This window comes from Halapricum sp. CBA1109 (assembly GCF_009741825.1).
In the GTDB taxonomy this organism is placed as follows: Archaea; Halobacteriota; Halobacteria; order Halobacteriales; family Haloarculaceae; genus Halapricum.
On the sequence record NZ_WPCA01000070.1, the window covers coordinates 1 to 13837 of the forward strand.

Annotated in this window: 11 protein-coding genes, 1 tRNA gene and 2 pseudogenes; 10 read left to right on the forward strand and 4 right to left on the reverse strand. The window is 66.3% G+C overall.

Annotated features, from left to right (window positions below):
- Positions 1 to 6 precede the first annotated feature (6 nt).
- A tRNA-Asp gene (locus tag GJ629_RS09105) sits at positions 7 to 79 on the reverse strand.
- A gap of 275 nt (positions 80 to 354) precedes the next feature.
- Here GJ629_RS09105 and GJ629_RS09110 point away from each other — a divergent pair.
- The 6 genes and pseudogenes from GJ629_RS09110 to GJ629_RS09135 all read left to right on the forward strand — a co-directional run bounded on the left by GJ629_RS09110 (position 355) and on the right by GJ629_RS09135 (position 8540).
- The gene (locus GJ629_RS09110) at positions 355 to 582 is read left to right on the forward strand and encodes a DNA-directed RNA polymerase subunit H (RefSeq protein ID WP_157512692.1); all 228 of its coding nucleotides are present in this window, start codon (positions 355 to 357) and stop codon (positions 580 to 582) included.
- Between the two features lie 2 nt (positions 583 to 584).
- Positions 585 to 2150 (forward strand): DNA-directed RNA polymerase subunit B'', encoded by a 1566-nt coding sequence (locus GJ629_RS09115; protein WP_157512693.1) that lies wholly within the window; start codon positions 585 to 587, stop codon positions 2148 to 2150.
- A gap of 1 nt (position 2151) precedes the next feature.
- A pseudogene (rpoB, locus tag GJ629_RS09120) lies at positions 2152 to 3977 on the forward strand (DNA-directed RNA polymerase subunit B).
- Between the two features lie 3 nt (positions 3978 to 3980).
- Complete coding sequence (locus GJ629_RS09125) at positions 3981 to 6896, forward strand: DNA-directed RNA polymerase subunit A' (protein ID WP_157512694.1); 2916 nt, start codon at positions 3981 to 3983, stop codon at positions 6894 to 6896.
- Positions 6896 to 8115 (forward strand): annotated as a pseudogene (gene rpoA2, locus GJ629_RS09130) (DNA-directed RNA polymerase subunit A''). The gene GJ629_RS09125 and the pseudogene rpoA2 overlap by 1 nt, the downstream one beginning before the upstream one ends.
- Complete coding sequence (locus tag GJ629_RS09135) at positions 8115 to 8540, forward strand: NusA-like transcription termination signal-binding factor (protein ID WP_157512695.1); 426 nt, start codon at positions 8115 to 8117, stop codon at positions 8538 to 8540. The pseudogene rpoA2 and the gene GJ629_RS09135 overlap by 1 nt, the downstream one beginning before the upstream one ends.
- A gap of 2 nt (positions 8541 to 8542) precedes the next feature.
- On the opposite strand, the gene GJ629_RS09140 is transcribed toward GJ629_RS09135, so the two are convergent.
- Positions 8543 to 9061: a hypothetical protein gene (locus tag GJ629_RS09140; protein WP_157512696.1), complete on the reverse strand. Its 519-nt coding sequence runs from the start codon at positions 9059 to 9061 to the stop codon at positions 8543 to 8545.
- Positions 9062 to 9181: 120 nt separating this feature from the next.
- On the opposite strand from GJ629_RS09140, the gene GJ629_RS09145 reads away from it, so the two are divergent.
- From GJ629_RS09145 to GJ629_RS17975, 4 genes are all read left to right on the forward strand, one after another.
- Positions 9182 to 9610: a 30S ribosomal protein S12 gene (locus GJ629_RS09145; protein WP_049995063.1), complete on the forward strand. Its 429-nt coding sequence runs from the start codon at positions 9182 to 9184 to the stop codon at positions 9608 to 9610.
- Between the two features lie 3 nt (positions 9611 to 9613).
- Positions 9614 to 10216: a 30S ribosomal protein S7 gene (locus GJ629_RS09150; protein ID WP_157512697.1), complete on the forward strand. Its 603-nt coding sequence runs from the start codon at positions 9614 to 9616 to the stop codon at positions 10214 to 10216.
- Between the two features lie 62 nt (positions 10217 to 10278).
- Positions 10279 to 11394 (forward strand): PQQ-dependent sugar dehydrogenase, encoded by a 1116-nt coding sequence (locus tag GJ629_RS09155; protein WP_370515847.1) that lies wholly within the window; start codon positions 10279 to 10281, stop codon positions 11392 to 11394.
- Positions 11325 to 11636 (forward strand): PQQ-dependent sugar dehydrogenase, encoded by a 312-nt coding sequence (locus tag GJ629_RS17975; protein WP_370515848.1) that lies wholly within the window; start codon positions 11325 to 11327, stop codon positions 11634 to 11636. The genes GJ629_RS09155 and GJ629_RS17975 overlap by 70 nt, the downstream gene beginning before the upstream one ends.
- On the opposite strand, the gene GJ629_RS09160 is transcribed toward GJ629_RS17975, so the two are convergent.
- Both GJ629_RS09160 and GJ629_RS09165 read right to left on the reverse strand, forming a co-directional pair.
- Positions 11633 to 13132 (reverse strand): bacterio-opsin activator domain-containing protein, encoded by a 1500-nt coding sequence (locus GJ629_RS09160; RefSeq protein ID WP_231754571.1) that lies wholly within the window; start codon positions 13130 to 13132, stop codon positions 11633 to 11635. The genes GJ629_RS17975 and GJ629_RS09160 overlap by 4 nt on opposite strands.
- Positions 13021 to 13837: PAS domain-containing protein (locus tag GJ629_RS09165; RefSeq protein WP_231754569.1), on the reverse strand; the 817-nt coding region annotated here is incomplete at its 5' end. The genes GJ629_RS09165 and GJ629_RS09160, both read right to left, overlap by 112 nt.

Here is a 13837-nt window from a genome sequence, read left to right on the forward strand (position 1 = left end):
AGAAAGCGCCCGGAGCGGGATTTGAACCCGCGTCACGACCGTGACAGGGTCGTATGATGGGCCACTACACCATCCGGGCCGTCGCATCTCACCGTACCGGAGTGCTGGTATTAAGACTTTCCAAACGAACCCGCAGTGGGGGTTGCTCACGCGCCCCCCGAAACAGTTCTCGACGGTCGCTCACCCCAACTGACCCCAAGACCTATGCCAACAGTCGACGAACACAGGGGTACGAGGGTTCGCCCCCCGCGACAGCCGCTGCCAGCGGGTTTTGACAAGGCCTAAGTAGATCGCGCCTATACGATGCTGTAGTATCTCGAACAGCCTTCTCCAGCCGGTCAGACCACACCACATATGGTAGACGTAAGCCAACACGAACTCGTTCCGGACCACACCGTCCTCGACGACGCGGAGCTTGAGGACGTACTCGAGGAGTATGACATCAAAAAGACCGACTTGCCGAAGATCCAGCGCAGGGACAAGGCCCTGCCGGACGACGCCGAGGTGGGTGACGTCGTCAAGATCGTCCGCGACTCCCGCACGACAGACACGGCCGTCGTGTACCGACTCGTCATCGACTAATCATGGATACAGAACAACGCCGCACTATCTCACGAGAGTACTTTTCGCGGGACAGACTCGCCGAACACCACTTCCGGTCGTTCAACGCCTTCCTCGACCGGGGGATGCAGGAGGTCGTCGACGAAAAGGCGACCATCGAGACCGACATCGGGGACAAGGAGGGCGAGGAACCGGTCTGGGTCGAACTGGGCGACGTGCGCGTCGTCACGCCCCGCGTCCGGGAGGCCGACGGCTCCGAGGAACTGCTCTATCCCCAGGAGGCCCGCCTCCGGAACATCACTTACTCCGCGCCGGTGTTTATGGAGTTGGCCATCGTCAAGGGCGGCGAGGAGGAGGAAGAGCGCGTCGTCGACCAGACCGAGACCAAGATCGGTCGGATGCCGATTATGGTCGGCTCGAACAAGTGTAACATTTCCGGGTTCACCAAGGAGGAACTCATCGACATCGGCGAGGACCCCGCAGACCCCGGTGGCTACTTCTGTGTCAACGGCTCCGAGCGCGTGCTGATGACCAGCGAGGACCTCGCGCCGAACAAGATACTCGCGGAGTACGACACCAAGTACGGCGACGAGGTGCAGGTCGCAAAGACCTTCTCCCAGCGCCGTGGCTATCGCGCCCTCGTGCTCACCGAACGCACCCGGGACGGACTGCTCGAAGTTTCGTTCCCGAGCGTCTCGGGGTCGATCAACTTCGTGACGCTCGTCCGGGCGCTGGGCCTCGAATCCGACGAGGAGATCGTCCACCGCGTCAGCGACGACCCCGAGGTCGTGAAGTTCATGCTGGAAAACCTCGAAGCCGCGGAGGTCCAGACCACCGAGGAGGCCATCGAAACTCTCGGCAAGCGCGTCGCCTCCGGGCAGGGCAAAAACTACCAGCTCAAACGCGCCAACTACGTCATCGACCGCTATCTCCTGCCGCACCTCCACGAGGACGGTATCGACGAGGAGGAGGTCCGGATCAACAAAGCCTTCTACCTCTGCCGGATGGCCGAGGCGTGTTTCGAACTCGCCTTGGACCGCCGCGAGAGCGACGACAAGGACCACTACGCCAACAAGCGCCTGAAGGTTTCGGGCGACCTGATGCGGGACCTGTTCCGGACGGCGCTGAACAAGCTCGCCCGGGACGTGAAATACCAGCTCGAACGGGCGAATATGCGGAACCGGCAACTGTCGGTCTCGACGGTGGTTCGTTCGGACGTGCTGACCGAACGGCTGGAACACCCGCTGGCGACCGGCAACTGGGTCGGTGGCCGCTCGGGCGTGAGCCAACTGGTCGACCGGACGGACTTTATGGGGGTGCTCAGCCACCTCCGACGGCTGCGCTCGCCACTGAGTCGCAGCCAGCCCCACTTCGAGGCGCGTGACCTGCACGCGACCCAGTGGGGTCGGATCTGCCCCTCCGAGACGCCGGAGGGACCGAACTGCGGACTGGTGAAGAACTTCGCGCAGGCGATGGAGCTCTCCCAGAACATCGAAGACGAACAGAACCTCAAACAGTCGCTCGCCGATATGGGAGTCGAGGGCATCCCCGGCATCGAGAGCATCGAAAGCCAGCCCGCGGACGATTAATATGAGTCAGGGACGCGACGCCAAAGTCTACGTCAACGGAAGCCTGGTCGGGACACACCCCGACCCCGAACAGCTCGCAGAACAGATCCGGCAGGCCCGCCGCCGCGGCGAGGTCAGCGAGATGGTCAACGTCTCGATCAAAGACCGCACCGACGAGGTCATCATCAACGCCGACGCCGGCCGGGCGCGCCGCCCGCTAATCGTCGTCGAGGACGGCGAACCCCTGCTCACAGAGCAGGAGATCGAGATGATCGAGGACGACGAGATCGAGTTCGAGGACCTCGTCGACCGCGGCTACGTCGAGTTCATCGACGCCGAGGAGGAAGAGGACATCCTCGTCGCCGTCCAACGCGAGGAGATCACCGAGGACCACACCCACCTCGAAGTCGACCCGCAACTCATCTTCGGGATCGGTGCGGGGATGATTCCCTACCCCGAACACAACGCCAGCCCGCGGATTACGATGGGGTCGGGGATGATCAAGCAGTCGCTGGGGCTGCCTTCGGCCAACTACCGGATCCGGCCGGACACGCGCCAGCACCTCCTGCATTACCCCCAGCTCTCGATGGTCAAGACCCAGACCACCGAACAGATCGGCTACGACGAGCGGCCGGCGGCACAGAACTTCGTCGTCGCGTGATGTCCTACGAGGGGTTCAACATCGAGGACGCGCTGGTGATGAACAAAGGCAGCGTCGACCGCGCGCTCGCGCGCAGCCACTTCTTCCGGACCTACGAGGGCGAGGAGCGGCGTTACCCCGGCGGACAGGAAGATCGCTTCGAGATTCCCGACGAGGAGGTCCGGGGCGCCCGCGGCGAGGACGCTTACACCCACCTCGACGACGACGGACTGGTCAACCCCGAGACCCGCGTCGGCGAGAACGCCGTTCTGCTGGGGAAGACCTCCCCGCCGCGGTTCCTCGAGGAACCGGACGATATGGGCGGGCTCTCCCCGCAGAAGCGCCGCGAGACGTCCGTGACGATGCGCTCCGGTGAGTCCGGGGTCGTCGACACGGTCACGCTGATGGAGGGCGAGGACGGCTCGAAGCTCTCGAAGGTCAAGGTACGGGACGAACGGATCCCGGAACTGGGCGACAAGTTCGCCTCCCGGCACGGTCAGAAGGGTGTTGTGGGCCACATCGCGCCGCAGGAGGACATGCCCTTCACCGAACAGGGCGTCGTCCCGGACCTGATCCTCAATCCCCACGCGCTACCCTCCCGGATGACCGTCGGCCACATCCTCGAGATGATCGGCGGGAAAGTCGGTGCCTTAGAGGGTCGACGTGTCGACGGGACCGCCTTCACCGGCGAGGACGAGGAGGACCTCCGGGACTCACTGGAGGACCACGGCTTCAAGTCCAACGGCAAGGAGACGATGTACTCCGGCGTCACGGGCGAGAAGATCGAGGCCGACATCTTCGTCGGCGACATCTTCTACCAGAAGCTCTACCACATGGTTTCGAACAAGATCCACGCGCGCTCGCGTGGTCCGATCCAGGTGCTGACTCGCCAGCCCACCGAGGGGCGTGCCCGCGAGGGCGGCCTCCGGATCGGGGAGATGGAGCGGGACGTGTTCATCGGCCACGGTGCGGCGATGACGCTGAAAGAGCGACTGCTGGACGAGTCCGACCGCGAACTCATCCACGTCTGTGGCGAGTGTGGGATGGCGGCGGTCGAGAACGTCGAGCAGCGCCGGGTCTACTGTCCCAACTGCGAGGAAGAGACCAACGTTCACGAACTGGAGATGAGCTACGCCTTCAAGCTCCTGCTCGACGAGATGAAGGCGCTCGGAATCGCACCGCGGATCGAACTGGAGGACGCAGTCTAAACAATGTCGACAGGCCACGCACCCAAATCGATAGGGAGTCTCAGCTTCGGGCTGATGGACCCCGAGGAGTACCGGGATATGAGCGCCACGAAGGTCATCACGGCCGACACCTACGACGACGACGGGTTCCCCATCGACATGGGACTGATGGACCCGCGACTCGGCGTGATCGACCCCGGGCTGGAGTGTAAGACCTGCGGCAAACACTCCGGCTCGTGTAACGGTCACTTCGGCCACATCGAACTGGCCGCGCCCGTCATCCACGTCGGGTTCTCGAAGCTCATCCGCCGACTGCTTCGGGGGACCTGCCGGGAGTGTTCGCGGCTCTGTCTCGACGAGCGCGAGCGCGAGGAGTTCCGTAGCCGACTGGACCGCTCGCGGGAGCTTCAGAACGACCTCAACGACGTGACAAAGGCCGCCATCCGGCAGGCCCGCAAGAAAGACTACTGCCCGTTCTGCGGCGAGGTCCAGTACGACATCAACCACGAGAAGCCGACGACCTACTACGAGGTCAAGCAGGTGCTGTCCTCGGAGTACCCCGAGCTCATCGCCGCCGGGATGGAACCCGACGGCGAGGACGGCGAGCGCGTCTCGCCCCACGACCTCGCCGAGGAGACCGACATCGACGCCGGCCGGATTCAAGAGATTCTCTCCGGCGAGTTCCGGCCCCGCGAGGAGGACCGCCGGGCCATCGAGAAGGCGCTCGACATCGACCTCACCGAGGAGGATATGGACAAGCTGATGCCCAGCGACATCCGGGACTGGTTCGAGGATATCCCGGACGAGGACATCGAAGTGCTGGGGATGAAACCCGACCGCTCGCGGCCCGAGTGGATGATCCTCACCGTCCTGCCGGTGCCGCCGGTGACGGCTCGACCGTCGATCACGCTGGACAACGGCCAGCGCTCCGAGGACGACCTCACCCACAAGCTGGTGGACATCATCCGGATCAACCAGCGGTTTATGGAGAACCGCGAGGCCGGCGCGCCCCAGTTGATCATCGAGGACCTCTGGGAGCTGCTGCAGTACCACGTCACCACCTTCATGGACAACGAGATCAGCGGGACGCCGCCGGCCCGACACCGCTCGGGGCGTCCGCTGAAGACCCTCTCCCAGCGCCTGAAAGGCAAAGAGGGGCGCTTCCGTGGCAGTCTCTCCGGGAAGCGCGTGAACTTCTCCGCGCGGACGGTCATCTCGCCGGACCCCACCCTCAGCCTGAACGAGGTCGGGGTGCCCGACCGCGTCGCGACGGAGATGACCCAGACGATGAACGTCACCGAGCGGAACTTAGAGGAGGCCCGCCGGTACGTCGCAAACGGCCCGGAGACACACCCCGGGGCGAACTACGTCAAGCGGCCCGACGGCCGCCGACTGAAGGCGACCGAGAAGAACTGCGAGGAACTGGCCGAGAAGGTCGAACCGGGCTGGGAGGTCTCCCGACACCTGATCGACGGCGACATCATCATCTTCAACCGCCAGCCCAGCCTCCACCGGATGTCCATCATGGCCCACGAGGTGGTCGTGATGCCGTACAAGACCTTCCGGCTCAACACCGTCGTCTGCCCGCCGTACAACGCGGACTTCGACGGCGACGAGATGAACATGCACGCTCTCCAGAACGAGGAGGCCCGTGCGGAGGCCCGCGTCCTGATGCGCGTCCAGGAACAGATGCTCAGCCCCCGCTTCGGGGAGAACATCATCGGCGCTATCCAGGACCACATCTCGGCGACGTACCTCCTGACCCACGACAACCCGCGGTTCAACGAAACGCAGGCGCTTGACTTACTGCGTGCGACCAGCGTCGACACGCTCCCGGACCCCGACGGCGAGGAGGACGGCACGCCCTACTGGACGGGTCGATCCATCTTCTCGGAGTTGTTGCCGGACGGGCTGAACCTGGAGTTCACCTCAAGTGCCGGCGACACGGTCGTCATTGAGGACGGCCAACACCTCGAAGGAACCATCGACGAGGACGCTGTCGGTGCCTTCGGCGGCGAAATCGTCGACACTATCGCAAAGGAACACGACAAGACCCGCGCCCGGATCTTCATCAACGAGATCGGGACGCTGGCCATCCGGACGATTATGCACTTCGGGTTCTCTATCGGGATCGACGACGAGTCGATCCCGCCGGAGGCCCAGGAGCAGGTCGACGAGGCCATCGGCAACGCCTACGACCGCGTTCAGGAACTGATCGACTCATACCGGCAGGGCGACCTCGAGTCGCTGCCCGGCCGGACGGTCGACGAGACTCTCGAGATGAAGATCATGCAGACGCTGGGCAAGGCGCGTGACTCCGCCGGTGACATCGCTGGCGACCACTTCGGGGACGACAACCCCGCGGTCGTCATGGCCGAGTCCGGCGCGCGTGGGTCGATGCTGAACCTGACCCAGATGGCCGGCTGTGTCGGCCAGCAGGCAGTCCGTGGCGAGCGGATCAACCGCGGCTACGAGGACCGCACGCTCAGCCACTACCGACCGAACGACCTGAGCGCCGACGCCCACGGCTTCGTCGAACACTCCTACCGTGAGGGGCTCGGTCCGCGGGAGTTCTTCTTCCACGCGATGGGTGGCCGTGAGGGTCTCGTCGACACGGCGGTCCGGACCTCCAAGTCCGGCTACCTCCAGCGGCGGCTGATCAACGCCCTCTCGGAACTGGAGACGCAGTACGACGGCACCGTCCGGGATACCTCAGACACCATCGTCCAGTTCGAGTTCGGCGAGGACGGCACCTCGCCGGTCGAGGTGAGTTCCGGGCAGGAGGGCCCGGCGGTCGACGTCGACGACATCGCCGAGAAGGTCCTCGATCAGGAGTTCGCCAACGAACAGGAGAAACAGCAGTTCCTCGGCAGCGAACAGCGCCCGACAAACCTCTCAGAGCGTGCCGACGACTGGTGGCTCGCGGAGGGTGACGACTGATGAGCCAGACACAGTACAACCCGACGGAAACGTACGAGTTCGTCGACGAGGACACCGAACTCCTCGTCGAGGACAGCGACCTGCCGCGCCGGCTGAAGAACAACATCTACGGGACCGTCGACGAACGCGGCGGTCTCGGCGCCGAAGACGTCGAGGAACTCATCTCGGCCGTCGAGGCCAAATACACTGACTCCCGCGTCGACCCGCTGGACCCCGTCGGGACCGTCTCGGCCCAGTCCATCGGGGAGCCCGGAACGCAGATGACGATGAACACGTTCCACTACGCGGGGGTCGCAGAGATCGACGTGACACAGGGGCTGCCACGACTGATCGAGTTGGTCGACGCGCGGAAGACCCCGGACACGCCGATGATGACCGTCCACCTCGAAGACGAGTACGCGACCGACCGCGAGCGCGCCCACGAGGTCGTCTGGAAGATCGAGGCGACGAAGATCCTCGCGCTGGGTGACATCTCGACGAACGTCGCGGACATGCTCGTCCAGATCGACCTCAACCCCGACACGCTGGCCGAACGGTGGCCGACCGTCGAGGACACCGGGGCCGTCGCCGAGGAGATCGCGAGCACTATCGAGTCCTCGCTGGGTGTCGACACCCGCCAGTCCGGGACCGTCATCGAGTTCGGCCCCGAGGAGCCGTCCTATCGGGATCTGCTCCAACTCGTCGAGGACCTCCGGGAGATCGTCTTCAAAGGTATCGAGGACGTCTCCCGCGTCGTCATCCGGAAAGAGGAGACCGACAACGGCGAGGAGTTCGTCCTCTACACCGAGGGGTCGGCGCTGGGCGACGTGCTCGACATCGAGGGCGTCGACGCTCCCGGTCGACCTGTAACAACATCCACGAGATCCACCGCCAACTGGGTATCGAGGCCGCCCGCGAGGCGATCATCGAGGAGACGATGAACACCCTCGAAGAGCAGGGGCTGGACGACGTGAATATCCGCCACCTGATGCTGGTCGCGGACATCATGACCAACACCGGCGACATCGAGTCAATCGGTCGGCACGGTATCTCCGGCAACAAGGACAGCGTCCTCGCGCGGGCGGCGTTCGAGGTCACCGTCTCACACCTGCTGGACGCGGCCATCCACGGCGAGGTCGACGCCCTCAACGGCGTCACCGAGAACGTCATCGTCGGCAAGCCGATCAAACTCGGCACCGGCGACGTCGACCTGCGGATGAACCCCAACAAGGCCGACTGATGACCGTCACGCTCACCGACGAGGCGCGCCGGCTCATCCCCCTCATCGAGGAGGCGACCGGCGTGACCGTTCGGGACTGCGTGATCGACGAGGAGTACGACCGTCTGCTGGTCGTCGTCACGGCCGGCGAGATAGCACAGGCCATCGGACCGGGCGGCGAGACGGTCCGGGAACTGGAGGCCGACCTCGACCGCTCGGTCAAACTGGTCGAGGACGCGCCCGACGCCGAGGCGTTCGTCGCCAACGCCCTCGCGCCCGCGGCGGTGTACAACGTCACGATCAGCGAGAACGACGACACCGTCGCCTACGCCGAGGTCGACAGCCACGACACCGGCGTCGCCATCGGGAAAGACGGCGCGAACATCGACGCCGCGCGGACGCTCGCGGCCCGGCACTTCGATATCGACGACGTGGAACTGGCCTGATATCAGTCCGCACAGACCGGCTCACTTTCGTTTTCGACCGTGAACGACCGGTTCGTCGCCGCTAGCGTCCCGTTCTCGCCGTCGACAGTCAGTCGCAACCGGACCGTCGCGCCCGGGTCGAGCGTGCCGTTCAGGCGGCCGGTCTCGAACAACCGGACGGTCGCCCCCTCCTCGGGGCCGAGCGTCCGCGTCCCGTTGGCGAGTTCCGGGCCGTCCTCGACGGCGACGGTCCACGCGACGGTGGCGCTCGCGCCGTCGTCGGTTCGCTCGATAGCGACCGTCCCCGAGAGCGCCCAGTGTTCAGGCGACGGACCAGTGTCCGTACACGTTCGGACGCCCTCGCCGTCGCCCAGCGCTTCCGAGAGCGTCAACTCGTTGGCCTCGATGCGTGGCTCGAAGGCTGACACCGAGACGTTCGGTGGTGTCGACCCGCCGTCCGCTGACAGGACCGCAAGCGTCCCGACGACGCCGGCGCCGACGAGGCCGACGGCGACGACGGCTACCGCGACACGATGTCGCATACGCGGGGGGTTTCACCACGAGTCACATATCTCTTCGGGCGAGGGGTTCGTGAACGGCACACACGACCTGCGGGCCAAAAGAGGACGCTTAAGTGCCTCGGAAGGATACGCAAGCGTACTATGGCGAACGGCAAATACGCCGCACGCAAACTCAAGAAGGACCGCCAGAACCACCGGTGGTCCGACTCTGACTACGCGCGCCGCGAGCGGGGTCTGGGCAAGAAGTCCGACCCCCTCGAGGGCGCTCCTCAGGGCCGAGGGATCGTGCTCGAGAAGGTCGGTATCGAAGCGAAACAGCCCAACTCCGCGATCCGCAAATGTGTGCGGGTCCAGTTGATCAAAAACGGCAAGCAGGTCACCGCGTTCTGCCCGGGCGACGGCGCTATCTCGTTCATCGACGAACACGACGAGGTCACCATCGCCGGTATCGGCGGGGCGAAGGGTCGCGCGATGGGCGACCTCTCCGGTGTCAACTACAAGGTCGAGAAGGTCAACGGCGTCTCGATGATCGAACTCGTCCGCGGAAACGCTGAGAAGCCGGTGCGATAACACATGTCCGAAGCAGACGACTCCTCGGAGACCGAGACCGAGACAGAGACCGGCGCACAGCTGTTCGGCGTCTACAGCGTCGACGATATCGAGTACAACGACCCCTCGACCGAACGGTACATCACGGTCACGCCGATCGCCCACACGATGGGTCGCCACGCCGAAAAGCAGTTCAAGAAGTCCGAAATCTCCATCGTCGAGCGGCTTATCAACCGCCTGATGCAGACCGACGAGAACACGGGCAAGAAACAGCAGGCGACCACCATCGTCCGCGAGGCCTTCGAGATCATCGACGACCGCGCCGAGGACAAGCCCGTGCAGGTCCTCGTCAGCGCCGTCGAGAACAGCGCCCCGCGCGAGGAGACCGTCCGCCTGAAGTACGGTGGCATCTCCGTCCCGAAGGCCGTCGACGTCGCGCCCCAGCGCCGCGTCGACCAGGCCCTGAAGTTCATCGCCGAGGGCGTCTACGGCGGGTCGTTCAAGACGACCACCGACGCCGCCGAGGCCCTGGCCCAGCAGCTGACCGGCGCCGCCAACAACGACGTCCAGACCTACTCCGTCAGCCAGAAAGAGGAGAAAGAACGCGTCGCGGCCGCCGCCCGGTAACGCTCTCTCTATCTTTAGGCCGACCAAAAAACTATTTAGCGGTGCAACGGGTAGCGGCTGCTATGACTTCACTCTCGCGCCGGCGAGCGCTCGCCGCTCTCGCCGCCGGGGCCACCGGGGGCGTCGCTGGCTGTGCCTCCGGCGAGTCCGTGACGACGACCTCGGACGGTGGTCCGACGCCGACTGACGCCGAACCGACGCTGCTCGACCGCTACGACCTCGCTATCGACCACGGCGGCGACGGGGGGTCCACATGGACCGCGCCCGAGACGGCACCGGCCGTCGACAGCCTCGGGACCGAACGACTCGTCGAGAACCTCGAGATACCGTGGGACATCTCCGTCGCCGGCGACGGGACGCTGTTCGTCACCGAACGGGTGGGTCGGCTCCGGTCGGTCGACGGGGACGCGGTCAGCACCGTCGCACGACCGAGCGACGCCATCGACGCCGAATCGCTCGATCCGGGCGCGGACGTCGACCCCCTCGAGAACTGGTTTCTGGAGGGCGGCGAGGGCGGGATGCTCGGCGTCGCGGCCCACCCCTCCTACCCGAACCCGCCGGTCGTCTACGTCTACTACACGGCGACGACCGACGACGGGAAGCGGAACCGCGTGGCGGCTATCGACACCGATGCCGACGACCCCACCGGGACGGTTACGCCCGTCGTCGAGGGCATCCCGGCCGGCGGCGTCCACAACGGCGGCCGGATCACCTTCGGCCCGGAGAACTACCTCTGGGTCTGCTGTGGCGACGCCGGCGAGGCCGAGCGAGCACAGGACCCCGCGACGCTGCACGGCACTGTCCTCCGGGTGACGCCGACGGGCGACCCCGCGCCGGACAACCCCGGACTGGCGGACCCGCGGGTCTACACCTACGGCCACCGCAACCCGCAGGGACTCGTGTTCACGCCGGACGGCGAACCGCTGGCCTCTGAACACGGTCCCAACGGCCGCGACGAGATCAACCACCTCGTCGCCGGTCACAACTACGGCTGGCCCGCGGTTCGCAACCGCGAGGCCTACCCCGCCGAGGGCGTCCACTCGCCGCTGGCCAACAGCGGCGAACTGTCGTGGGCGCGACCGGGTCCGTGTTCTACACCGGCGATGACGTGCCGACGCTCTCGAACCGCCTGCTGGTCGGCGGCCTGTTCAGCCAGCAACTCCTCGTGGCGACGGTGACGCCCGAGGGGGACCCTCTCCCGCCGGCCGACGGCGGCACCCGCTACGACCACGACTGGACCGACGACAGCTACACCGTCACGACCCACACGGCCTTCGAGAACGAACTCGGCCGGATCCGTCACGTCGAACAGGGGCCCAGCGGCGAGGTGTACGTCGTCACGTCCAACCGCGACGGGCGGGCCAAAGAGGGGTTCCCCCGCGAGGTGGACGACGTCCTCGTCCGCCTGACCCAGTCTTAACCGAACAGTTCCTCGAAGACCTTCCGCTCGGCCGTCCGGAGATGCTGGTGGTAGGTCGGCCGGGTGATGTCCATCGAGTCGGCGAGTTCGTCCCCGTCGACTTCCCGGGGCCACTCGAAGAAGCCGCCGAGGTAGGCGCTGCGCAGGGCGGTCGCCTGCCGGTCGGTGAATCGCTCGCGCAGCGCCGCCTGGAACTCCTCGCGGGTCTGGACCGGCCGGTCGTGCTCGTGATAGCCCACGAGGTCCAAGTCGTCGTAGCGTTCGCCCAGCAGGTCGTAGACGTCCCGAGCGTCGGCCTCGTAGGGGAGTTCCAGCGTCACCGTCGTGACGCCGTCCTCGCCGACCATCCCGTTGGTGACCGCGCCGTAGTCGGCCAGCACCTCGACGACCGAACTGTCGACGACCACCTCGAACAACGACCGCCCCTCGTGGGTGACGATGTGGGTACTCTCGGTGACGGTGTCGTCGCCGTCGAGGACCGACTGGACCGCTTCCGGGTCGCCCGTCTCGGCGGCGACGTACACCCGCAGCGACCCGTCGTCCTCGTAGAGGGTGCCTGTCGACTCGACGCGACAGTCCGCCTGTGCCGACAGCCGCGAGAACAGCAACTCTGGGTCGCGGCTGGACAACTCCATCTCGATGACGCGGTCGGTTGAGAGGATGCGGCCGCTCTCGACGGCGTTGATGGCGTCGGCGATGGAGCGCCCGAGCGCGCTCAACAGCACCTGTTCCCGTTCGTCGAAGGCGTCTGGCCGGTCGGCGTACACCGTCAGAACGCCGTAGACGGTGTCGCGGTAGGTCAGCGGGACCGCACACAGCGACCCGAGGCCGGCCGCCGCCGCGTCGGGGGCGCTCGGGTCGTCGGTGTCGGTCAGGTCCGGGACGACCTGTCGCTGGCGCTCTTTCAGCGCCCGGGCGCTGGCGTCCAGTCGCCGCTCGTCGGTCAACTCGCGGTGGTACGAACTGACGTCGAAGGCGTCGATGCCGTCGGCGGCGCTGGCGGTGAGTTCCTCGCCGGTCACGTCGGCGGTGCCGATCCACGCGAAGGCGTAGGGGTCGGCGTCGGTCAACCGCTCGCAGACGCCGGTCTCTATCTCCTCGCGCGTGGTCGCCTGGACGAGCACTTCGAGGGTGTCCTGGACGAGGCCGTTGATCCGGGCCAGCAGGCGCTCGACGCGGTCGCGGGCCTCGCGGGCCTCCTGCTCGCGTTTGGCGCGGCTGAACGCGACGGCGGCGTTGGTCGCCAGAATCTCCGCGACCTGCTGTTCGACGTCGCCGAAGGCCGCCGGTTCGTCGGCCCCGATGGAGATGGTCCCGTGGACGCCGACGGGGAGGTGGATGGCGGAGACGATAGCGCCCCTATCCCGGCCGTCGGCTATCTCGCTCACGTCCTCGTAGCGTCTCGGTTCGCCGCTGGCGAACACCGCCCCCGCCGGTTCCTCCCCGAGGTCGTAGGTCGGCGGGGTACTGATCTCCTCGTCGCGCCGTCGGTCCAGCCGACCGGCTCTAGGGTCCCGCTGTCGGCGTCGTAGAGGCGGACCGTGTTGTACTCGAACCCGAGCGTGTTCTCGGCAGCCGTCGCGACCAGTTCGCCGACCTCCTCGCGGGTCCGGGCCTGCATCAGCGCTCGCGTCGTCTCTAGGACGCCCGACAGCGCGTCCTCCTGTCGCCGCGAGTCGGTCACGTCACGGAAGAAGACGACCAGTCCCGACCCCTCGGGGTAGGCCGACACCTCGAACCACCGGTCCAAGGGCTCGTAGTACGCCTCGAAGGTCGTCGGTTCGCCGGTGGCGACCGCCGCGTGGTACTCGTCGTAGAACGTCGACCCGACGGCGGCCGCGAAGGCGTCCCATATCGACTCGCCGAGCAGCGCCGCCGCGGGCCGTTCGAGCAACCGCTCGGCGCCCTCGTTGAGATACGTGAACGCCCAGTCGTCGTCCAGCGCGAAGACGGCCTCCTCGACGCCGTCCAGCGCCCGCGTGACCTGCCGGCGGCCGCGTCCGCCCGGTCCCGCCTCGGTGACGCTGTCGACGCGTTGGGCCAACACGACGGCGCTGTCCGGGCCGGTCCACTGCACGACCCCGTCGGGCGAGCGCCAGTCGGCTTCGGTCCCGAGTTCGCCGTCGACGTACCACACCAGCGGCGTCTCGGGGTGGGCGCTGGTCAACGCGTCGCTGGTTTCCGCGACCATCGGGACCGCC

What these genes read in the sequence shown, in the direction of transcription:
- GJ629_RS09110 (WP_157512692.1), top strand. Translation starts at nt 355, where the DNA reads ATGGTAGACGTAAGCCAACACGAACTCGTTCCGGACCACACCGTCCTC.
- GJ629_RS09115 (WP_157512693.1), top strand. Translation starts at nt 585, where the DNA reads ATGGATACAGAACAACGCCGCACTATCTCACGAGAGTACTTTTCGCGG.
- GJ629_RS09125 (WP_157512694.1), top strand. Translation starts at nt 3,981, where the DNA reads ATGTCGACAGGCCACGCACCCAAATCGATAGGGAGTCTCAGCTTCGGG.
- GJ629_RS09135 (WP_157512695.1), top strand. Translation starts at nt 8,115, where the DNA reads ATGACCGTCACGCTCACCGACGAGGCGCGCCGGCTCATCCCCCTCATC.
- GJ629_RS09140 (WP_157512696.1), bottom strand. Translation starts at nt 9,061, where the DNA reads ATGCGACATCGTGTCGCGGTAGCCGTCGTCGCCGTCGGCCTCGTCGGC.
- GJ629_RS09145 (WP_049995063.1), top strand. Translation starts at nt 9,182, where the DNA reads ATGGCGAACGGCAAATACGCCGCACGCAAACTCAAGAAGGACCGCCAG.
- GJ629_RS09150 (WP_157512697.1), top strand. Translation starts at nt 9,614, where the DNA reads ATGTCCGAAGCAGACGACTCCTCGGAGACCGAGACCGAGACAGAGACC.
- GJ629_RS09155 (WP_370515847.1), top strand. Translation starts at nt 10,279, where the DNA reads ATGACTTCACTCTCGCGCCGGCGAGCGCTCGCCGCTCTCGCCGCCGGG.